The organism is Streptococcus sp. V869 (assembly GCF_054353515.1).
Map to the genome: position 1 here is coordinate 521,828 of NZ_JBTHHW010000001.1, position 19,905 is coordinate 541,732.

The window sequence follows — 19,905 nt, forward strand, 5'->3', positions numbered from 1 at the left end:
ACGAATTTAAAAAGACTATAAGCTACTTTTTACTTCTTTCCTAAGTTGTTCCAGACTTTCGATGTTATATTTGTCCATAACTTTTGGCAGATTTTCGATAATATCTGGACAAGCATACGGATTTGTAAAGTTTGCTGTTCCGACACCGATTGCTGAAGCACCTGCTAGATACATTTCTAAGGCAACTTGAGCTGAATCAACTCCCCCCATACCGATAATTGGCAGACTCGTTGTTTGTGCTACCTGGCGAATTAATTTAAGTGCAACTGGAAAGACTGCTGGACCTGACATCCCACCTGTTCCATTTGCGAGGATTGGTTTTCTTGTCTTGAGATCAAAACGCATACCAACAAGAGTATTGATCATGGTAAGACCGCTAGCACCGGCATCTTCTGCTGCCTTCGCTATGGTTACAATATCAGTCACACTTGGAGTTAGTTTAACGTAGACTGGAACATCTGACGCTTCTACAGCTGCTTTAACCACATCAAAAGTCAAATCTGGGTCTTGCCCGATTAAAAGACCGTGATTTCCATGGTCAACGTTAGGACATGAAATATTGAGCTCGATAGCTTTTACATTATTTGCCTTTGAAATTCCATGAGAAACGGTTGCATACTCCTGTTTTGAAAATCCAGCAACATTGGCGATGATAGGGAGATTTGGATATTCTCTTTCAAGCCAAGGTAACTTTTCAGACAGAACGACATCTAAACCAGGATTTTGTAGACCAATAGCATTAAGCATACCAGCAGGAGTTTCTGCCACTCTTGGAGTAGGATTCCCAAAACGTGGCTCAAGTGTAGTTGCTTTAATCATGATAGACCCTAAGAGATCTAAATCATAGTATTTAGCATACTCTTGACCAAAACCAAAACAGCCTGATGCGGGAATGATAGGATTCTTTAACTCTAAGCCAGGTAGAGAAACTTGTAATCGATTTGTAGTCATGACACTCTCCTTATAAAACTACTGTTCCGGTTTTAAATACAGGTCCATCTTCACAGACACGTTGACTAACTGTTTCACTATCTGGTACTTTTAGGACACAAGCATAGCAAGCCCCCATACCACAGGCCATACGTGATTCTAAAGATAGATAGGCTCTTGGATGGTCGTAAAAGGTTTGATTGATGTATTTCATCATACCAGGTGCTCCACAAGAGTATACAGCATCAAATTCACTGTCCAATTCCTTAATCACAACTGAGACATTCCCCTTGATCCCATAAGAGCCATCATCGGTCGTCACAAATACTTTACTATATTTGGCTAATTCATCTTCCAAAATGACAGCATCTTTAGTAGCAAATCCTAGAACAGTTGTAATTTCTACACCACTCTCATACAGTTGTTTAGCTACTTCGATTAAGGGTGGTACTCCGATTCCTCCACCAACTAGAAGAACACGATTCTGCTTGTCTAAATCAGACAAATCAAATCCATTTCCTTGAGGTCCCATAACATCTAAGCTATCACCAGTTTTTAAGGTTGAAAAGATAGCTGTACCAGAGCCTTCGATGCGATAAATCAGATGACATTGTTTCTTAGATTTATCTATGGATGAGATTGAAATTGGACGACGCAAGAGGTGGGCATCATCAGGTACACGTAAATGAAGAAATTGTCCAGCTTTCATAGCTTCAACCATGTCTCCTTTAAGTACCAGCTCAAAGATTGCTGGTGCGATTTCCTCTTGAACAATCACTTTCATATTTTCCAAGCGAATAGCACCCATGCGTTTTCTACAATTTGGATTCATAACTTTTCCTCCTTAAATTTTAAGGGAATCAGATAAAGAAAAACCTTGCAATAGCAAGGTTTCAGTTAAGATATTTACACAAAAGTAGCAAATAAGCACTTGCTTACTTGTTCCCATTGTAGCTTCTTTTCTCTGACACCTTGTGAATCTCTCTGGACTTCCCTTAAAGGTTAAATTTTCACTAGTATACTGTATCAAACATGAAAAGTCAAGTAAAAATAGGTAAGGTATCAGTTCATAAAAGTTGCTTATTTTTGTGAAGATAGAATCTGCTCTAATTTTTGATAATCTTTGACACTGTCAATTTCGTAGATGGAATTTTCTTCTAACTCTTCTACATATACATCTAGTTCTTTGATATTATCTTTAACCATATTGTCCCAGTAAAGGTCAACAAACTCGCCACTTGCATAGGCTTCATCGATGAACCCAACAATTTTCTTAGCTGTTGGAGCATCCCAGAATGACACACCACTCAAGATGCGTCCATTTTTGCTATCTACAATGATATCTTGAACTTTGTAATCATCTCCGTAAACTAGGAACCACTCATTATCACAATCTTCACGATAAACACTAAAATATGTTGAACGCTCGATATCATTGCGGAACATATTCTTGAAAAGATAATTATCAGCATCAATAACGTAGCTGTTAGCCAACTCTTCTTTTACCAAGTAAAGAGAGTAAAAGTTATTGTAATCCGCATACTTATCGTTGAAGACTAAACGCACACCGTACTTTTCTTTAAGATAGTCGAATTGTTCTTTTAAATAACCTACAACGATGATAATGTCATCAATTCCACGTTCTTTTAAAAATTCAATTTGATATTCAACCAAAGGTTTTTGATTGACTTGTACCAAGGCTTTGGGAGTATTTTCTGTCATGGGTCTCAAACGAGTTCCCAATCCCGCTGCTAAGATAATCGCTTTCACGCGTTTTCTCCTTTATTCTTTAATAATAATGTAAACACCAGCCATTACGATAAGTGAAGTAATGATGGTCAGCAAATTAAGGGGCGAACCCAAGAAAATTGCTGCAAACAGGACAGTCCATACTACATAACTCACATTTAATCCAGTAGCTTTTGCTGGCTGCAATCGATTGATAGCAATGTAGTAGGCAAGGTAAGAAATCATATTACATGCTGCAAAGATAATCAAAAGTCCCAATAATTGTCCATTTGCCACTTCTGCAAATGAATGATGCGAGAAGAGAACAATAACAAGGTAGGACAAGAAAGATGTGACTTGTCGTATCAAGAGTGCTTCGAGTTCACTGAGTTCACTTTCCATAGCAAATGAGCTGAGAACACTTTCACTTCCCCAAGCAAGGGCACAGATCAAGGCACAGAGGATACCAATATAGAATGAATTGACCTGTTCGACCTTGTAGGTCTGAGCAATAATTCCTGCAATGATTAATAAAATTCCAAATACTGTATTCTTCGAAACCTTATGTTTTAGGATAAAGAAGGCAAGAAGGACAGAAACCGCAGGATAAATCGCTGAAACAGATGATGCTAAAGAACTACCGATATACTTGACTGCATAGAGATTGGCCTGCATGCCAATTGGTCCAGCCAATAGTGCTCCAATAATAACACTGACATTTCGAATGTTCAAGAAGATTGAAAAACGTACCTTACCTTCTTTAACTAAAAGATATCCTAGCAAGATAAAAATACTAAGAAAGTCGTGCGCTGCTGCTACTACAAAGGGCGATAAATCCGTGAATATTGAAAATATATAAGCACTAATAGTTAATCCTAATCCCCAGAACACACCTGATAGTAGCCCAAAAGAAACTCCATTTTTAGTTTTCATCTAAATCTCCTTCACAATCTAATTCTTTTACAGCTCTATTATAACGAGTGATTCCGTAATCTCCAAAATCTGCACCATTTTCCTCTTTGTAAATGGTCCATAGGCTCCAAATAATGTCTTGTAAAATCTTATATATACGAATTTTCTCTCTCGAAACAGGAGTCTTATCACCCTCGTAATAAGCTAGAAAGTCTGCCTCTTCTTCCGGTGTAAATTCAGATTCTAAAAAGAGTGCTGCAAGGTCCCACATAGGGTCGTTCATGGAAGAATATTCCCAATCAATCAGATAAAGATGTCCATCTGGTCCTTCAATAAAGTTTTCTGGAACCAAATCAATATGACATGATTTCTTATCCATTCCAATTTCTTCAAGTTGGTCTTTCAGAGAAAATACAGATTTTCTGACAACTTCATAATTAGGATAAGAAATCTCCCCTTGAATCAATGATTCATATTTTTTAATTTCCTCAAAAGGAGCAAACTCTCCTTTTAATTCTTTACCCGAAGCATGGATCGTTTGTAAAATTGGAGCTATCTTCTCAAATTTAGTTTTAATGGTAGTTGAATCAAGTGTCTCTGCATTTTCAATATATTGATTGACCTTGATACCTGCATCAATATCGAAAAGATAATTTTCTACATCTAATTTCAAATCTTTCAACAATTCAAGATTGAACTTTTCATTTTGGCGGTCGATTAATTTATCTGTACCTTTTCCGAAAAACTTAACAATATATTGATTCGAAGATGTTTTGACCAAGTAGTTTTGATTGGTCATCCCACCTAATTGTTCAACACTCTGAATTTCTTCACCACCAGATAATAAAGATGCAATCTTTTCTTTAACGATTTCCTTCATAATCATCCTCCATTAGACTTCCCACTTAAAGACTGTCTTAAAAGCAGTATTTAAGTCGGTTGCAAAAACTCGGTGAATATCTTTAATTTCTCTTACAGGTTCCTCTAGATAAATGATATTCTTCAAACGATTTGCAAATTTCTTGACTTCCATCATTTGAATTGCCTTTTCAAAGTCAATTCGCCCAGAACGAGAAGAACCTACAAGTAACAAACCTTTTTCGAGGGCATCACGGGTATTTATATTTACCTTATACTCACTAACACCCATCATTAATAGAGTTCCCTGGGGTTTGATGTAACGAATCAAGTCATTTATAGCAGGTCCACATCCATCACCACCACAGCATTCAAAACCATGGTCAAAACTAAGATCCTCTGGGATACTATCAGTGATGTAAAGCTCTTTAGCAAAAGAGAAGAGTTCCAACTTTTCCCAGTGACGACCAATTACGATAATTTCAGCTTCAGGCAAGGTATAGTTGATAATATTTGCCATGACAAAGGCTAGACTACCATCACCAATGACAGCTATTCTCTGTCTTCTGCTATGAGAAACTGTCAAAAAACGATTCATGGCATGCATACCAACACTGACAAATTCAGTGATAGCAGCTACCGTATCTTCGATGTCATCATAAGCTACTACACGATCTTTTGGAAGAGAAACAAACTCACGCATGAATCCATCATAACCACTTGACAAGAAGTAGGTACCTGTCATGTAGTTTTCATAGAACTCCTCGTCACTTTGCATAGGTGGTTGATTTGGAATCATAACAACCTTCTGACCAACCTTATAGGTACCTGTTGGATCAGAAATAACAGTTCCACAAGACTCATGAATCATAGCCATTGGAAGCTTTTTAGATAATATTTTGGGATCACGCTTTCCTTGGTAATAGCGTTGATCCGCATGACAAACCGCCATATAATTTGGTCGAATGAGGATATGATTCTCTTGGTCAATCTCTTCTTCCTGATATTTAATATTGATAAATTTTGGTTTTGTCAGTTGATAAATTTGATTAATCATGTCTCTAGTCTTTCTCAATCATGCTTTTAGCAATCTTCAAGTCTGTAACTGTTGTAATTTTAAGGTTTGAGTATTCACCTTTAGCCAAGGCCACATCTTTACCCTTAATGACAAAGATTTTACATGCATCTGTTAAAATTTCTTTTTCTTCTGCTGATAATGAACCATACAAATCAATAAAGTCTTTACAACGGAATGTTTGTGGAGTCTGTCCTTGGTAAAGATGAGCACGATTTGGAATATCTGTGATAAATTGTCCGTTTGTACTTTCAACAATTGTATCCACCGCTTCAACCACAGTGTCAACCGCATCATGTTTTTGAGCAAGAGCGATATTGTCTTGAATCATACGAAGAGTGATAAAGGGACGAACCGAATCATGTGTTACTACGATATCATCTTCTGTCAGTGGACGGTAAGCATCGATGGCTTCAATAATCTTTTCAATACTAGAATTACGATCAGCCCCACCTTTTGTAATGATGATACGTTCCTTGTGGAGTGGAAGGAATTTTTCAACTAAATCTTCTGCATGTGTCACCCAGTCGCCATGAACCCCAACAACGATTTTTTCAATACTTGGTTCTAAGACGAATTTTTCAATTGTATGAATTAGAATTGGGCGATCTCCCAACTCAAGAAATTGTTTGGGTAAGTTACTAATTCCCATGCGCGTGCCGGTTCCACCTGCTAAAATTCCAGCATAAATCATATTGATTCTCCTTTGGTTTGTACTAAAAACTCATTCTTTCCTATTATATCATAATCTAGCACTATCTTAAAATAAATACTAGGTCCCTCTAGCTAGAAACTAGTATCAAAATCACGTTTTTGGCAAAATTGAGTTCTAATCTGTCATTTCTAGCTCTCGATTAATATAGAGTTCTTCAGAATAGTATAGAAAACTTAAAGAAACCTTAAAATGAATTTAGATAGAAAAAGAGCACTAAAATTAAAAATAGACTTTTCGTATTAAAATTGATAAAATAAAATGGAAAATAAAAGAAAAGGAAGCTAACTACCACCATGATGAATATGCAAAACATGATGCGTCAAGCTCAAAAACTTCAAAAGCAAATGGAGCAAAGTCAAGCTGAACTTGCGGCTACAGAATTTGTTGGAACTTCTGCTCAAAACCTTGTAACTGCTACCTTGACAGGTGATAAAAAAGTTGTAAAAATTGATTTTGATCCTGCAGTTGTGGATGCTGAGGATATTGAAACTCTATCAGATATGACCGTGCAAGCACTCAATGCTGCTCTTGAAGAAATTGATGAAACGACTAAAAAGAAACTTGGTGCATTTGCAGGTAAGTTGCCATTTTAACAATCTTATCAAAAAGAGGCTGTTTGTCAGCCTCTTTTAATTTATGCTAAAAAGCAAAGAATTCAGTTGCTTTATTCAGCAGTAAGTCGCTATATTCAGGGTCTTCCTGAGCCGTTTTTAGCTCCTCTTTTATTCCTTCCAAGTCGTCCGTAATCATTCCGTCAACACCTAGGTGAAAGGACTTATTAAACGATTCAGAACTATTGATTGTCCATACATAGAGTTTTTGCTCAGTGTTCCATAATTTCGTTACAAAATATTCGTCCAAAGTAGAGTACTCCATTGTGTAACCAGTTGCCAACGTTCTAGGAAAAACAGAATTATAGGGAAGAATAAAGTAGACAGGAATATCCTTGTCATACTCTCTCACTTTTTCAATTACCTTATAATCTAAGGATTGCATTTGATGACCATAAACCTTAATTTTTGCACCGTATTTTTCTAGAAAATGCTCCATCATCTGCGGGCTATCTTTGTGACTGGTCTTAATTTCAATGAGTAGTTTCTGATGCAGTTCATTTGCACGATTCAGATAATCATCAAAACTTGAAATCTTTGTCTCATAACCATTCTCATGAATATCAATCTGCTTTAACTCTTCTAAGGTCAAATCTTGCGGTGTTTTATTGATACCTGCTAATCCTTTTAGTTTAGCATCATGCATCATGACGAATTGGCCATCCTTGGTTTCCTGAACATCCATCTCGATTAAATCCGGTTTTAATTGCGCTGTTTTTTCTAAAGATTCTACTGTATTTTGGACACCATTTCCATTTGATACACCACGATGTGAAATGACAAGAGGTGGATTGACTACTGGAGCTTCAAGATAATTATATCCTTCAATCGCAAAGAAGATACTCGCACAAACCATGACTCCCCATCTCATGGTATGGTCCTTCTCCCGCCTTGGCATAATGTCAAGTTCTTCTCCCGTTAAGAAAGATGTGAATTTGACAAGGAAATAAGTCAGTGCCATATAGTGCAAATTCTTGATCAGAACAAAATTCAAAATAGCAAGGACCAGAGACTCTCTCTGAGTAAGGCTATCTACTATATACTGGGTTGATAGTAAAGGGACGAGAGGAAGATAGAAGAATAGATTGGTTTTTACAACAATTAAAAATAAATGCCAGGCATAAAACCAAAAGAAATTCTTCGTTTTATCCAGACTATAAACAACTGCTTCCTTCACAGTCATCTTATCATAGAAAATTTTTGGTAAAGTGAATACCAATCGAACAGAAACATAAAAGAATAAGACTGATAAGCTGATAATAACTACCCACCATAACCAATAGTTAGCTTCCATATAGGTTTGGATAAACTCTGGAATCACAATCTTATTGAAATAATAAATCTTAAATATCTTTCTGATAAAAGGAAACAGCATGGCTACGAAAAGAAAGATAAACATAGCTTTTGAAAGAGTCATCTTCTTCATAAAAGCAAGGCTTTCACGAAATACTTTTCGACTATATTCTATAAGAGTCCTTTTTTCGTGATATAGGAGGTGGCGAGCTCCTATAAAGAGAATACTAAGTTGAAAATAGGCTACAAGTAGATTGATGGCTATTAAGATTACGAAGCCAAGACTGACTATGGGTGCGTTTTTTATAATCTCAAAAATATTGTTGTAGGAAATAAACAAATATCCAGTCTGACTTAGTAAAAATCCAGCTATCACTGAGTTTAGTGGCAACCAGATATAGTCGACCAACATAAAGATTAGAAAGAATAGAAAGAGGATTTTATCTAGATTAAGGTAAATCTTTTTAAAACCCAATTTTTTCGGTTTTTCAGGTTTCATAAAAACTCCTAATCAAAAAGTTGTGATAAATCTAAGGCACCAAATGGATTCGAATTGAGACTAGTCTGAGAATTGAGTAACAGTCTACTCTCATCTGACTCCAGAAAAGCTTCATACACTCGAGCAGTCATACGAGCATCCTCTAGACTATTATGAGATTGCCCTTTAAAACCTAGAAAATTAGCAACAGTTTGTAATTTTAGATTGGCGATTCCGTGGAGATCTGAACTACGTCGCTCCAGTGCTTCGTTATAGACATCAACTAGATATTGATGACTATAGTCAAATCCATTCTCTAGTAGAATTGGTAAATCACTTTTTGCTGCATTATAACCAATGAGAGGCAAGTTACCAACGAAATCTTGAAACTTTTGGAGAACTTCTTCTACCTTTGGAGCATCTTTGAGAGTCTCCGAAGTAATACCAGTCAAACCATTGATAAAACTTTTCAAAGGAACATCAGTGTAGACATAAGAGTCAAACGCTCCTACTTCTTCACCGTCTTTAAAATGTACCGCTGATACTTGAATCAAATGAGTCTTATACTGGTGTTTGTTAAATTCTAAATCAAATGAGATATACTCTCTTAATATTTCCATCTTATCGTACCTAATTAGTTTGTAAAAAGAAACCACCTGGTCTATTTATAGAAACCAAGCAGTTTTTTCTTATTTTCCAAATAAGCGAGCAAAGAAGCCTTTCTTCGATGCTTGTACTTCTTGCTTAGCTTGATCCAACTCCAACTGAAGTGTTTCTTGATCCTTCATTGCTTGAAGAGTCAACTGTTGTTGTTGATCCAATTGCTTATCTTTTTCAGCGATTTGGCGGTCTTTAACACGCATCTGTTCATCTTTTTCAGCCAGTTGCTTGTCTTTAGCTTTTAATTGCTCATAAAGACGGATGATTTCGGCATTCTTTTCATCAACAAGAATCTCCATGAGTTCTCGCTGCTTAACTTCATCACTAACTGGTTCATCTTCAAAGATAGTCTTTTTGTAGATTTCCTCAAGTTTGATCAATCCACTACGGGTAACAACAGTGACACCTTTGTCGTTTTTTGTAATATCTTCTTCAGGTAATTCTTTGACACGATTATTGATTGCTTGTCGGGATAGACCCAAGACCTCAGCAATCTCACTGACAGTCATTTCAATACTCATAATATCCTCAATTTTTCTCTAACTTTTCTTAAATTAAATCTTATCATAAGTAAACCAAACTGTCAAATAACACTGTATTTTCAATGGTTTTTTAGGACATAAAATTTTAAAACTATTAATCTGCAAATATTTTAAAAAGATGAGAAGATCTCATCTTTGGACTAGTAAATAAAAATCATTAGTTTGTCAAATACTTAAGAGAAAACCTTTCTCGGTTTGTAAAGCTGTTCTCGTTTCTCCAATATAGCAAGAAGCTTCTCGCCTTCAAAAGCAGCTAATTGGTTTTCTGGTTGTTTTAACTCAATAAATCGTCCAAAACGGATTTCTTCTGCCTGTTCAGGTGTAAGAAAAACTTTGACAAGGTCACCAGTCCCAATCTCTAGAGGATGGAGAAAGTCCAATTCACCAGCTTGAACCTTTTCCTCAATTTCATTCAAGGTCAAAGCATCATCTAACCGCAAGCCCGCAGCGCTTGTTCGTGTTAAATGAGACATATGAGCTGCATAGCCAAGTTTTTCTCCAAGATCAACAGACAAAGTACGGATATAAGTTCCCTTACTGCATTTTACACGAAAAGTAAATCGTGCAAGATGCCCATCATAAGAAATCGGACTCGTTCTTTCAAAATTATAAATGATTACCTGACGTTCAGGACGATCCACTTCCTGACCAGTACGCGCATACTCATAGAGCTTACGACCATTGACCTTAACGGCTGAGTACATTGGAGGGATTTGAGTGATAGGACCTGTCAAGCTCGCAATGGCTTCATCGACAATCTTGTCATCCAATGGAGCTAAAACTGGAGTTTCATCAACTATTTCACCACTAGCATCCTCAGTTGTCGTTGAATAGCCTAGAGTGATTTCCCCCTCGTAGACCTTACCCTCATCCTGCATGAACTCTACCATGCGAGTCGCCTTTCCCACAGCAATGGGTAAAACACCCACAACATCCGGATCCAAGGTCCCACCGTGTCCGATTTTCTTGGTACCCAAAATCTTACGCAGTTTAAAGACCGCATCATGGGAGGTCATACCTGCTTCTTTTTTTAAATTGATAATACCGTTCATATGTTGCTTTCTACTCCCCCTTCAAGGCATCAAACTTTGCTTTCATAGTTGGATTTTTACGAGTCAATTTTTTAACGGAAACATCATCCAACTTATTGTTTGCGAGGCGGAGTTGGTTTTCTGATGTGGTCAAGAATTTCTTGACCTCTTCCATCCGTTTGATGGCCTTGTCGATTTCGTCAATAGCCTTACCGAAGTTGACAGATGCTGAATTGTAGTTCTTGGCAAAGGCTACCTTGAAAGCTTCCAAGTCTTCCTCAAAATGAGTGATATCAATGTTTTGTTCTCGGATAAGTGCTAATTCTTGCTTGTATTTAAGAGAGTTAAGAGCCGCATTGCGTAAAAGACCAATCAACTGGATAAAGAACTGAGGACGCACCACATACATCTTCTCATACTCGTGGCTGACGTCAACAATTCCAGTATTGAAGTAGTCATTATCAGCCTCAAGCATAGTCACTAATACGGCATACTCACAGTTCTTCTCACGACGATCCTTGTCCAACTCCTTGTAAAAGTCCGCATTCTTATGCTTCTTTTCAGTCCCATCAGCTTCATTTTTCATCTCAAACATGATGGAAATGAATTCTAGCCCATTTTCATCAAAGTCTCGGAAGATAAAGTCCCCTTTAGAACCACGAGCAGAGACCTTGTTGTCTTTTTCAAAGTAAGCATTGGGGAAGGCAAAGCTACGAACCTTGTTAAACTCACTTTCTGCATATTGTTCCAGGCTTTCACCAATGGCCTTTGTAGATTGTTGAGCCTTGAAATTTTTATAGAACTCAACCTGCTCATTAGCTGCCTTAAGCTGGGCTTCATAGTTTTGTTTCACCGAAGCAAGAGAAAGTTCGTTTTCTTTTTCTTGTAAAAGGAGCTGATTTTTGACCTGATCGCGTTCTTTTTCAAGATCAGAAAGAGTTTTTTGTAGTTGATTTTCATGCTCCAAGCGCAAGGTAGCCAATTGATTCTCAAGAGCTTGGACCTCTTTTTCTTTTTCCAACAGACTTTGGCTAGCACTTTGCTCCACTTCTTTTTTGGCCAATTCTTTTTCTGTATCGAAGTTTTGGATTTGACTTTGTAGCTGGGCAATTTCTTGATCCTTTTGAGCGAGTTTTGCCTGTTGTTCATTTAAAGCTTTTTGTTCCACCAACGTTAATTCTTGCTTGATTCGGGCATGTAACTCCTTGTCAAACTCTACAGTGCGAACTTGAGAAATTAGTTCTGCATATTGACTTTCATTAACAGTAAAAACTTCGCCACAATTTGGACATTTAATTTCGTTCATGATTTTCCTCTAAATTTAACATTACTACTTTCATTATAGCATGGAAAAACAAAAAGAAAAAGTTGGAATCAATCCAACTTTTAATCTACATATGTATCTTCGTTTTTGTTTAAGAAAGCGTAAGGTAATCCAATTAGTAAACCACCACCAATAAAGTTACCGATAAAGGTCACACCCCAGTGACGAAGGATATTTCCAATACCGAAGTTTGCAATTGAATCAGCAGCGACACTGAATTTCACAATCGCAAATGATGCAAAGTTTGCGGCGATGTGTTCGTTCGTTAAGAATACAAACATGTAAATGGCTGAAAGAACCAACCAAAGTTTAGCTCCACCATCTTTAACCAAAACAAATGATAGAATTGCGATATTTACAAAGATATTCGCTAAAATACCTTCAAGTAATACCAATTCATTCGAACGTGCCAACTTCATTTCTACAACGCCAGAAATAAAGCTATCATGTGTTAAGTTTGCGTAAGCTGCTGAGTGTGCGAATCCCCAACCAGCGATAAGCGCACCAATTAAGTTAAAGAAAGTACAATACAAGAGAATTTCAGCTGTTTTTCTCCAGCTAATTTTTTTCAAAAAGCTACCAGCTGTAAGGAACATCATATTAGATGTAACCAACTCAGCATTCAAGAAGACAATGTAGGCCAATCCCCATGCGAAAACAAATGGGAAAAGGAAGCGTCCGCTACCAGGAGCGATCTTATTGATCAAGTCAGCACCAACAGCTCCAGCTGCTGTACTGAAGGTAAGGAATGCACCTGCAAACATTGAACGGATAGCATACTTGAATTTGCTATTTGAATAAAGACTTTCTTTCTTTTTACAAGCAAATTCAATTTTTGAGATAAATTCTGATGAAACCATATAAACTCCTAAAACTTTTTATTTGTGAATATTATAACATAAAACTACATTTATGGGAAGCGTTTTCTTGAATCTAACCGGAGTATATTTCTAATCAAGATACTTAAAATAGACACAATACTTTAATTAAATAGAACCTCTTTCATCAATATTTCCGAAACGATTATAATTCATAATTTCTTCTGCAGTCAGTCCTACCAGCTCTGAAACCCACAAGCCGACAATATCTGATAAAACAGAATCGCAGACATATTCATTCTCACCATGACCATATTTACAAGTGAATAGAGGGGTTCTTATCGCTGATTGATAAAAATTGAAGGCTAACTCTTGCAGTTTTTCTGGCTGAAATTTAAGTCCCAACTCTTGTGCAAGTCCAGCTCTCACTTTATCCCACAATTCACCTTTTGACTGGTAGTTTTCTCGTGCTTTGTTAATAAATCCCTGACAGAATTTTGCCAACAAATGCTTGTTTTGATAGAGTAACCGACAGGAAAAGTCTGAGATAGAACCAGCATGAAGTAAGAAAGTAAGCAATTCATCAAGGCTTTCTGCTACCCGGTCAACTTGGCCTTCACTCCCTATAAAACCTATACTCTGATCCTCAAGAATTACATATTCTCCCCCACTACCATCTTTAGCAAAGGCTATGGGCGAAAGAGAATAAACTTCATTGTTCTGAGAAAATTCAACCTCTTTCAACTGGTCATAAAAGAGAATACCGCATTCTTGCATCAATAAAATTCTTAGTTGTTTATCTTTTCTTATTACTTGTAGTTGATTCATATTAGCTACTCTCCCAGCTTTGACAACTGTCACAAGTGACAACAATCCAATTTTAGCAATCGACTCTTAATAATAATAATAGATTTTAATATGGCACTTCTTGGCCACATTGGCAAGATTTTTCAATAACTCCTCGTTTCTTTTGCTTTTTCCAAAATGAAAAGTAAAAGATTTTCCATCTTTCCTTGTAAAGTACAGATGATACCTGTCCCCATTCATTCTTCTCCCTCGAACGTAATCAATATCAATCTGTTTAATTTCAGCTAGAGGAACAATCCTTTTTCTAAAAAGAATAATCGTGTGAATGTATAATCTTCCCTTTGCAATATGAAAAGGATCCAACATACTCCCACCACTTTTTAAAGATGTCTTAACTCTTTGGAAAAAAAGATAGAAATAAAATAGTGCTAAAAAAATTAACAAAAATCTAATGACTTGATTTTTCCAAAGGACTTCAAAAACTGAAATACGATAACTATACATATTAAAATAATCCCTTTTTTCTTTATTATATCACTTTTATTGAACTACTAGTTTTATGGACAAAGAAAAAGACTGAACAAAGTTCAGCCCTTTTTATGAATGGTTGATGTGATATCTTTATCTAGTCAAATCAATACGTTGACCAATTTTACCAATGATAATTGCTCCGACAATTAGTGAAGCGAACTCTCCGATACCAGTCGTGAACCAAGTAAAGAAGAAAGGTGCTTCTGCTACGATGTTTAATTCAGCAGCAATGGTAATCATTGAAATTGAAAATAGAATTGAAAAGAAGAAATGATCTTTACGAATCAATCCATTAAAAAGATAGTCTTTACTATATTTACTGAACAACCAAACTCCTAAGCTAAGGAAGACAAGAGTTGAGCCTCCACCTACAGCGACATCAATGAGTCCGAAACTGAAGAAGTTGGCAATCATACATCCAAGAGTAACACCGATAATGTACTTAGGATTGTAAAAAGCTAGGAAGTTCATCATTTCAGAAATACGGAACTGATAAGCACCATAACTGATAGCATTGAGTGGTGGTGTGATTGTCAAAACCACGTAAATAGCTGCGACAATGGCAATATCTGCCAAATCACGAACAGTTAGTTTTTTCATATTTTCTCCTTTAGCGGCTATCCCGCGTATAATATGCTTGGTGAAAGAAGCTAAGCACCAAGGGTTGAGCAAGTCAACTTTATAAGTATAGCACAATTATAGTCTTTATGCTATACTAATCTTATGAAAAGATACATAAAAAAATTCTTCGATAACGAAATTTTATCCTATTTATTTTTCGGTGTTGCTACTACCATAGTTTCAGTAGGAACACGCATGATCATATTTTTTATAACTAGACAAGAGTTGGTCGCTACAGCTTTAGGTAATATAACGGGTATTTTATTTGCCTTTTTTACCAACGATACCATTGTTTTTAAACAAAAACGTGAAAATTGGTTTGGGCGTCTCATTAAATTCTCAGGAGCTAGAGCTTTTACCTTCTTACTTGATATGGCATTAACCTTTATCTTTGTTACTAAATTTCCTCATATTATCGGTCAATTTGTTGGTGATGACATCAACATGGTTAACACCATAGAAATCATTTTTGCACAGGTTACAATAGTCGTTCTAAACTACTTATTTAGCAAGCTTTTTGTTTTTAAAAATCATTGAGCACTTTTCTTGCTTTCCCCACAAATTTACGATATAATGTTGTGTGTAAAATTTTGAAAGGAAAAAGATTATGTTAAAGGATCTTAAGGATTTCTTGCTCCGCGGTAACGTCGTAGACCTTGCTGTCGGTGTGATCATCGCTACTGCTTTTGGTGCTATCGTAACTTCATTCGTTAATGATATCATCACTCCACTACTATTGAACCCAGCTTTGAAAGCTGCGAAAGTTGACCGCATTGCTGAACTTTCATGGAACGGTGTTGCTTACGGTAACTTCTTGAGCGCTGTCATCAACTTCGTAGTAGTTGGTACTGTTCTTTTCTTTGTAGTTAAAGGAATTGAGAAAGCTCAAAACCTTCGTAAGAAAGAAGAAGTTGAAGCAGCTCCAGCTGGTCCAACTGAATTGGAAGTTCTTCAAGAAATCAAAGCACTTCTTGAAAAAAACTAAGAATGTAAAAGGATTTAGATTTGTCTAAATCCTTTTTTTTACTTTTATTTAGCATTATATTGGTCTTGAGTAAAACTCCTATTTTTGATATAATGATGAGAGTTTCCACCCTTAGTGTAATGGATATCACGTAAGATTCCGGTTCTTGAAATGGGGGTTCGATTCCCTCAGGGTGGATAGATAGAATAAAAAAACAGCGTCAATCGCTGTTTTTTTATACCTGCTCGGACAACTCTTCCCACTCAAGCATAGCTTCTTCCTGCCGATGGCTAATCTTATCCAGTTCTGCTTGTAATTGCATCAGTTCATCTGCATCATTGGTAGTGTGCATTTGGTCAGAAATATCTTGGGTTTTATTTTCCAGTTCTTCAATTTCCATTTCCAGACTCTCAATCTGGCGCATCAACTTACGCAGTTCTTTTTGACTCTCTTTCTGAGCTTGGTAATCATTAACTGAAGAAACTTCTTTTTCTTGGTTAACAGCTGCCACTTCTTCCGCTTGACTAGCTACTAGCTCTGCTTTCTTTTCGACATAATAGTCATAATCACCAAGATAGAGGGTTGAGCCATTTTCAGATAATTCTAGAACATGAGTGGCTACTCGGTTGATAAAGTAACGATCATGGCTGACAAAAAGTAAAGTCCCATCAAAGTCAATCAAAGCATTTTCCAAGACTTCCTTGCTATCGATGTCCAAGTGGTTTGTAGGCTCGTCGAGAATCAGGAAGTTATTGTTTTCCATAGAAAGTTTAGCTAAGAGCAAGCGAGCTTTCTCTCCACCTGAAAGCATACCAACTGATTTCTTAACATCGTCCCCAGAGAAAAGAAATGCACCTAAGCGATTACGGATTTCAACTTCTGGCGTCAATCTAAAATCATTCCAAAGTTCATCTAAAACTGTATTGCTTGGTGTTAACTTACTTTGAGTTTGGTCATAGTAGCCAACTTCGACATTAGCGCCAAAACGCTTCTCACCCTTAATAAAAGGAATCTGATCAACAATAGACTTGATAAAGGTCGTCTTACCAATACCATTAGGACCTACAATCGCTACTGCATTCATCTTACGAAGGTCGAGGTTGATAGGCTCTGATAATATTTCTCCATCATAGCCAATCGCAGCATTTTCAACAGTTAAAACAATATTACCAGATGTTTTATCAGAGTGGAAGGTCATATTAGCAGATTTAGTTCCAGCTTCAGGCTTGTCCAAACGTTCCATTTTTTCTAGTTGTTTGCGCCGTGATTGCGCACGTTTGGTTGTCGATGCTCGAACAAGATTCCGATTGACAAAGTCTTCTAAGGCAGCAATTTCCTTCTGTTGCTTTTCGTAGTTTTTGGCTTCAGTTGCGAGTTTTTGCTCCTTCTGCTCCACAAAGCTAGTGTAGTTTCCTACGTATCTGTCTAAGGAATGTTTGGTTAAGTCAAGTGTTATAGTTGCAACCTTATCGAGGAAATAACGGTCATGACTGACGATAATAAGGGCACCATTATAGTTTACGAGGTAATTTTCTAACCAGGCGATAGTTTCAATATCTAAGTGGTTGGTTGGCTCATCCAAAACCAAGAGATTCGGTTTTTCAAGGAGCATTTTTGCCAGTGCAAGACGAGTATTTTGACCACCAGAGAGCTCGGCAATCTTCATCTGCCACATCGATTCATCGAATTTAAATCCGTTTAAAATAGCCCGAATATCCGCTTCGTAGGTGAAACCTCCGGCCTGACGGAAGTTTTCTGACAAACGATCGTAGTCAGCCATTAGTTTTTCTAAATCCGCACCTGTCTTTTCACCCATCTCGAGCTCCATCTGACGAAGCTGTTTCTCAGTAGACCGTAAGTCATCAAAAACATGCAACATCTCGTCATAGATTGTGTTGTCTGATTCAAATCTACTATCCTGTGCTAAGTAAGAAAGGGAAATATCTTTTTTCTTATTAATCTCTCCAGAGGTTGGTTCTTCTTCTCCGACTAATATCTTTAATAGTGTAGACTTACCCGCTCCATTTTTCCCAACAAGACCGATACGATCTCTTTCATCTACTTGGAGGTTAATATTCTCAAAAAGAACCTCTCCTGCAAAAGAGCGTTCGATTTTATTTGCTTGTAAAATAATCATACAGTAAGTATAGCATGTTTCTTTAAGCCGTTCAAGGGTTGTTCTTAAGCTACATTTTACAACTTATCAGAAACTCATGCTAACGTTTTACTAAAACTTCATTTCATGGTATAATGAAGCCGATTAGAATATATAATAAAGGAGATTTCCTATGACTTATCAAGAAAATTACCAAAAATGGGTAAATTTTGCAGAACTTCCTGACTACCTTCGTCAAGATTTAGAAAATATGGATGAAAAAACAAAGGAAGACGCCTTCTATACTAATCTTGAATTTGGTACAGCTGGTATGCGCGGATTGATTGGTGCAGGTACAAACCGTATTAACATCTATGTTGTCCGTCAAGCAACTGAAGGTTTGGCTCGTTTGATTGAGTCAAAAGGGGGAAATGAAAAAGAACGTGGTGTAGCCATTGCTTACGATAGCCGTCACTTCTCTCCAGAATTTGCCTTTGAGTCTGCAGCAGTTCTTGCTAAACACAGTATTAAATCCTATGTCTTTGAAAGTCTTCGTCCAACTCCAGAACTTTCATTTGCTGTTCGTCACCTCAACTGTTTTGCAGGAATCATGATTACAGCTAGTCACAACCCAGCTCCATTTAATGGATACAAGGTTTATGGTGAAGATGGTGGCCAAATGCCTCCACATGATGCGGACGCTTTGACTAGCTACATCCGTGCTATCGAAAATCCATTTGCTGTTGAAGTTGCTGATGTAGAAGCAGAAAAAGCATCTGGTTTGATTGAAGTTATTGGTGAAGCAGTCGATACCGAATACCTCAAAGAAGTTAAAGATGTAAATATCAACCCTGCCTTGATTGAAGAATTTGGTAAGGACATGAAAATTGTCTACACTCCACTTCATGGTACTGGTGAAATGTTGGCTCGTCGTGCTCTTGCTCAAGCAGGATTTGACTCTGTACAAGTCGTGGAAGCTCAAGCAACACCAGATCCAGACTTCTCTACTGTGAAATCTCCAAACCCAGAAAATCAAGCAGCCTTTGCTCTTGCTGAAGAACTTGGTCGCCAAGTAGGTGCTGATGTTCTTGTCGCAACTGACCCTGACGCTGACCGCGTTGGTGTCGAAGTTCTTCAAAAAGACGGTAGCTACCTTAACCTTTCAGGGAACCAAATCGGTGCTATCATGGCTAAATACATCTTGGAAGCCCACAAAAATGCTGGAACCCTTCCAGAAAATGCTGCCCTCTGCAAATCAATCGTATCAACTGACTTGGTTACTAAGATTGCTGAAAGCTACGGCGCAACTATGTTCAACGTTTTGACTGGTTTCAAATTTATCGCTGAAAAAATCCAAGAATTCGAAGAAAAACACAATCACACTTACATGATGGGATTTGAAGAAAGCTTCGGTTACTTGATTAAACCATTCGTACGTGATAAAGATGCTATCCAAGCCGTTCTTGTAGTTGCTGAGCTTGCTGCCTACTACCGCTCTCGTGGTTTGACACTTGCAGATGGTATCGAAGAAATCTACAAAGAATACGGCTACTATGCTGAAAAGACTATTTCTGTTACCCTTTCAGGTGTTGATGGTGCTGAGCAGATCAAGGCAATTATGGCTAAATTCCGTGACAATGGTCCAAAAGAATTCAATAATACAGCAATTACTGTTGTTGAAGACTTTAAAGCTCAAACATCTACTGCTACAGATGGCACTGTAACAGCCTTGACAACTCCTCCAAGTGATGTCTTGAAATACACACTTGCGGATGGTTCTTGGATTGCTGTTCGTCCTTCAGGTACTGAACCAAAAATTAAATTCTATATTGCAGTGGTTGGTGAAAGCAATGAAGATTCACAAACCAAAATTGCAAACATTGAAGCTGAAATCAACGCTTTTGTAAAATAA

General features: G+C 37.2%; 21 protein-coding genes, 1 tRNA gene and 1 riboswitch. Of the genes, 5 read left to right on the forward strand and 17 right to left on the reverse strand.

The features are described 5' to 3' along the window. Positions 1-15 precede the first annotated feature (15 nt). The 7 genes from ACXYSN_RS02640 to ACXYSN_RS02670 all read right to left on the reverse strand — a co-directional run bounded on the left by ACXYSN_RS02640 (position 16) and on the right by ACXYSN_RS02670 (position 6,197). On the reverse strand, positions 16-951 hold the full coding sequence (locus ACXYSN_RS02640) for a dihydroorotate dehydrogenase (RefSeq protein ID WP_458636061.1): 936 nt from the start codon (positions 949-951) through the stop codon (positions 16-18). A gap of 10 nt (positions 952-961) precedes the next feature. After that, complete coding sequence (locus tag ACXYSN_RS02645; protein WP_458636062.1) at positions 962-1,762, reverse strand: dihydroorotate dehydrogenase electron transfer subunit; 801 nt, start codon at positions 1,760-1,762, stop codon at positions 962-964. 248 nt (positions 1,763-2,010) lie between these two features. Beyond that, positions 2,011-2,700, reverse strand: coding sequence for a sugar phosphate nucleotidyltransferase (locus ACXYSN_RS02650; RefSeq protein ID WP_458636063.1), 690 nt, complete (start codon positions 2,698-2,700; stop codon positions 2,011-2,013). 12 nt (positions 2,701-2,712) lie between these two features. Next, positions 2,713-3,591, reverse strand: a complete 879-nt coding sequence (locus tag ACXYSN_RS02655) for a DMT family transporter (protein ID WP_458636064.1) — start codon at positions 3,589-3,591, stop codon at positions 2,713-2,715. Next, on the reverse strand, positions 3,581-4,450 hold the full coding sequence (locus ACXYSN_RS02660; RefSeq protein ID WP_458636065.1) for a phosphotransferase: 870 nt from the start codon (positions 4,448-4,450) through the stop codon (positions 3,581-3,583). Before ACXYSN_RS02660 ends, ACXYSN_RS02655 begins: the two co-directional genes overlap by 11 nt. 12 nt (positions 4,451-4,462) lie before the next feature. Then, positions 4,463-5,485 (reverse strand): ribitol-5-phosphate dehydrogenase, encoded by a 1,023-nt coding sequence (locus tag ACXYSN_RS02665; protein WP_441348273.1) that lies wholly within the window; start codon positions 5,483-5,485, stop codon positions 4,463-4,465. Positions 5,486-5,489: 4 nt separating this feature from the next. Then, positions 5,490-6,197: an IspD/TarI family cytidylyltransferase gene (locus ACXYSN_RS02670; protein WP_006149770.1), complete on the reverse strand. Its 708-nt coding sequence runs from the start codon at positions 6,195-6,197 to the stop codon at positions 5,490-5,492. A gap of 314 nt (positions 6,198-6,511) precedes the next feature. Here ACXYSN_RS02670 and ACXYSN_RS02675 point away from each other — a divergent pair, with 314 nt between their 5' ends. Further along, complete coding sequence (locus ACXYSN_RS02675) at positions 6,512-6,811, forward strand: YbaB/EbfC family nucleoid-associated protein (RefSeq protein WP_458636066.1); 300 nt, start codon at positions 6,512-6,514, stop codon at positions 6,809-6,811. 46 nt (positions 6,812-6,857) lie between these two features. On the opposite strand, the gene ACXYSN_RS02680 is transcribed toward ACXYSN_RS02675, so the two are convergent. From ACXYSN_RS02680 to ACXYSN_RS02720, 9 genes are all read right to left on the reverse strand, one after another. Further along, positions 6,858-8,621 (reverse strand): glycerophosphoryl diester phosphodiesterase membrane domain-containing protein, encoded by a 1,764-nt coding sequence (locus tag ACXYSN_RS02680; RefSeq protein ID WP_458636067.1) that lies wholly within the window; start codon positions 8,619-8,621, stop codon positions 6,858-6,860. Between the two features lie 8 nt (positions 8,622-8,629). After that, complete coding sequence (locus ACXYSN_RS02685; protein ID WP_458636068.1) at positions 8,630-9,220, reverse strand: 3'-5' exonuclease; 591 nt, start codon at positions 9,218-9,220, stop codon at positions 8,630-8,632. A gap of 69 nt (positions 9,221-9,289) precedes the next feature. Further along, positions 9,290-9,781, reverse strand: a complete 492-nt coding sequence (locus ACXYSN_RS02690; protein ID WP_004252719.1) for a DUF536 domain-containing protein — start codon at positions 9,779-9,781, stop codon at positions 9,290-9,292. Between the two features lie 194 nt (positions 9,782-9,975). Further along, positions 9,976-10,854: a tRNA pseudouridine(55) synthase TruB gene (gene truB, locus ACXYSN_RS02695; RefSeq protein WP_458636069.1), complete on the reverse strand. Its 879-nt coding sequence runs from the start codon at positions 10,852-10,854 to the stop codon at positions 9,976-9,978. A 10-nt stretch (positions 10,855-10,864) separates the two neighbouring features. Continuing rightward, a complete protein-coding gene (locus ACXYSN_RS02700; protein WP_458636070.1) occupies positions 10,865-12,139 on the reverse strand; it encodes a DUF2130 domain-containing protein in 1,275 nt (424 codons plus the stop codon). An 80-nt stretch (positions 12,140-12,219) separates the two neighbouring features. Beyond that, the gene (locus tag ACXYSN_RS02705) at positions 12,220-13,017 is read right to left on the reverse strand and encodes a formate/nitrite transporter family protein (RefSeq protein WP_016465911.1); all 798 of its coding nucleotides are present in this window, start codon (positions 13,015-13,017) and stop codon (positions 12,220-12,222) included. Positions 13,018-13,143: 126 nt separating this feature from the next. Next, entirely contained in the window at positions 13,144-13,803 is a 660-nt protein-coding gene (locus ACXYSN_RS02710; RefSeq protein WP_458636071.1) for a hypothetical protein, read from the reverse strand. A gap of 66 nt (positions 13,804-13,869) precedes the next feature. After that, the gene (locus tag ACXYSN_RS02715) at positions 13,870-14,286 is read right to left on the reverse strand and encodes a hypothetical protein (RefSeq protein ID WP_225750391.1); all 417 of its coding nucleotides are present in this window, start codon (positions 14,284-14,286) and stop codon (positions 13,870-13,872) included. Positions 14,287-14,403: 117 nt separating this feature from the next. After that, positions 14,404-14,913, reverse strand: a complete 510-nt coding sequence (locus ACXYSN_RS02720) for a QueT transporter family protein (RefSeq protein ID WP_004252705.1) — start codon at positions 14,911-14,913, stop codon at positions 14,404-14,406. Next, a riboswitch (PreQ1 riboswitch) is annotated at positions 14,911-15,008 on the reverse strand. It overlaps the preceding gene by 3 nt. A gap of 28 nt (positions 15,009-15,036) precedes the next feature. Here ACXYSN_RS02720 and ACXYSN_RS02725 point away from each other — a divergent pair. The 3 genes from ACXYSN_RS02725 (at position 15,037) to ACXYSN_RS02735 (ending at position 16,096) form a co-directional block, all read left to right on the forward strand. Next, positions 15,037-15,471: a GtrA family protein gene (locus ACXYSN_RS02725; RefSeq protein ID WP_373113535.1), complete on the forward strand. Its 435-nt coding sequence runs from the start codon at positions 15,037-15,039 to the stop codon at positions 15,469-15,471. A gap of 70 nt (positions 15,472-15,541) precedes the next feature. Next, positions 15,542-15,919 carry a large conductance mechanosensitive channel protein MscL gene (gene mscL / locus ACXYSN_RS02730; RefSeq protein WP_303942763.1) on the forward strand — a complete coding sequence of 126 codons (378 nt, stop codon included), beginning with the start codon at positions 15,542-15,544 and terminating at the stop codon, positions 15,917-15,919. A 105-nt stretch (positions 15,920-16,024) separates the two neighbouring features. After that, a tRNA-Arg gene (locus tag ACXYSN_RS02735) sits at positions 16,025-16,096 on the forward strand. Positions 16,097-16,133: 37 nt separating this feature from the next. Here ACXYSN_RS02735 and ACXYSN_RS02740 read toward each other — a convergent pair. Next, entirely contained in the window at positions 16,134-18,035 is a 1,902-nt protein-coding gene (locus ACXYSN_RS02740; RefSeq protein ID WP_458636072.1) for an ABC-F family ATP-binding cassette domain-containing protein, read from the reverse strand. Positions 18,036-18,186: 151 nt separating this feature from the next. Between ACXYSN_RS02740 and ACXYSN_RS02745 the strand changes: the two genes are divergently transcribed. Then, a complete protein-coding gene (locus ACXYSN_RS02745; RefSeq protein ID WP_458636073.1) occupies positions 18,187-19,905 on the forward strand; it encodes a phospho-sugar mutase in 1,719 nt (572 codons plus the stop codon).

What these genes read in the sequence shown, in the direction of transcription:
- ACXYSN_RS02710 (WP_458636071.1), bottom strand. Translation starts at nt 13,803, where the DNA reads ATGAATCAACTACAAGTAATAAGAAAAGATAAACAACTAAGAATTTTA.
- ACXYSN_RS02705 (WP_016465911.1), bottom strand. Translation starts at nt 13,017, where the DNA reads ATGGTTTCATCAGAATTTATCTCAAAAATTGAATTTGCTTGTAAAAAG.
- ACXYSN_RS02685 (WP_458636068.1), bottom strand. Translation starts at nt 9,220, where the DNA reads ATGGAAATATTAAGAGAGTATATCTCATTTGATTTAGAATTTAACAAA.
- ACXYSN_RS02725 (WP_373113535.1), top strand. Translation starts at nt 15,037, where the DNA reads ATGAAAAGATACATAAAAAAATTCTTCGATAACGAAATTTTATCCTAT.
- truB (WP_458636069.1), bottom strand. Translation starts at nt 10,854, where the DNA reads ATGAACGGTATTATCAATTTAAAAAAAGAAGCAGGTATGACCTCCCAT.
- ACXYSN_RS02645 (WP_458636062.1), bottom strand. Translation starts at nt 1,762, where the DNA reads ATGAATCCAAATTGTAGAAAACGCATGGGTGCTATTCGCTTGGAAAAT.
- ACXYSN_RS02660 (WP_458636065.1), bottom strand. Translation starts at nt 4,450, where the DNA reads ATGAAGGAAATCGTTAAAGAAAAGATTGCATCTTTATTATCTGGTGGT.
- ACXYSN_RS02740 (WP_458636072.1), bottom strand. Translation starts at nt 18,035, where the DNA reads ATGATTATTTTACAAGCAAATAAAATCGAACGCTCTTTTGCAGGAGAG.
- ACXYSN_RS02700 (WP_458636070.1), bottom strand. Translation starts at nt 12,139, where the DNA reads ATGAACGAAATTAAATGTCCAAATTGTGGCGAAGTTTTTACTGTTAAT.
- ACXYSN_RS02670 (WP_006149770.1), bottom strand. Translation starts at nt 6,197, where the DNA reads ATGATTTATGCTGGAATTTTAGCAGGTGGAACCGGCACGCGCATGGGA.
- ACXYSN_RS02720 (WP_004252705.1), bottom strand. Translation starts at nt 14,913, where the DNA reads ATGAAAAAACTAACTGTTCGTGATTTGGCAGATATTGCCATTGTCGCA.
- ACXYSN_RS02715 (WP_225750391.1), bottom strand. Translation starts at nt 14,286, where the DNA reads ATGTATAGTTATCGTATTTCAGTTTTTGAAGTCCTTTGGAAAAATCAA.
- ACXYSN_RS02675 (WP_458636066.1), top strand. Translation starts at nt 6,512, where the DNA reads ATGATGAATATGCAAAACATGATGCGTCAAGCTCAAAAACTTCAAAAG.
- ACXYSN_RS02665 (WP_441348273.1), bottom strand. Translation starts at nt 5,485, where the DNA reads ATGATTAATCAAATTTATCAACTGACAAAACCAAAATTTATCAATATT.
- ACXYSN_RS02680 (WP_458636067.1), bottom strand. Translation starts at nt 8,621, where the DNA reads ATGAAACCTGAAAAACCGAAAAAATTGGGTTTTAAAAAGATTTACCTT.
- ACXYSN_RS02655 (WP_458636064.1), bottom strand. Translation starts at nt 3,591, where the DNA reads ATGAAAACTAAAAATGGAGTTTCTTTTGGGCTACTATCAGGTGTGTTC.
- mscL (WP_303942763.1), top strand. Translation starts at nt 15,542, where the DNA reads ATGTTAAAGGATCTTAAGGATTTCTTGCTCCGCGGTAACGTCGTAGAC.
- ACXYSN_RS02745 (WP_458636073.1), top strand. Translation starts at nt 18,187, where the DNA reads ATGACTTATCAAGAAAATTACCAAAAATGGGTAAATTTTGCAGAACTT.
- ACXYSN_RS02640 (WP_458636061.1), bottom strand. Translation starts at nt 951, where the DNA reads ATGACTACAAATCGATTACAAGTTTCTCTACCTGGCTTAGAGTTAAAG.
- ACXYSN_RS02690 (WP_004252719.1), bottom strand. Translation starts at nt 9,781, where the DNA reads ATGAGTATTGAAATGACTGTCAGTGAGATTGCTGAGGTCTTGGGTCTA.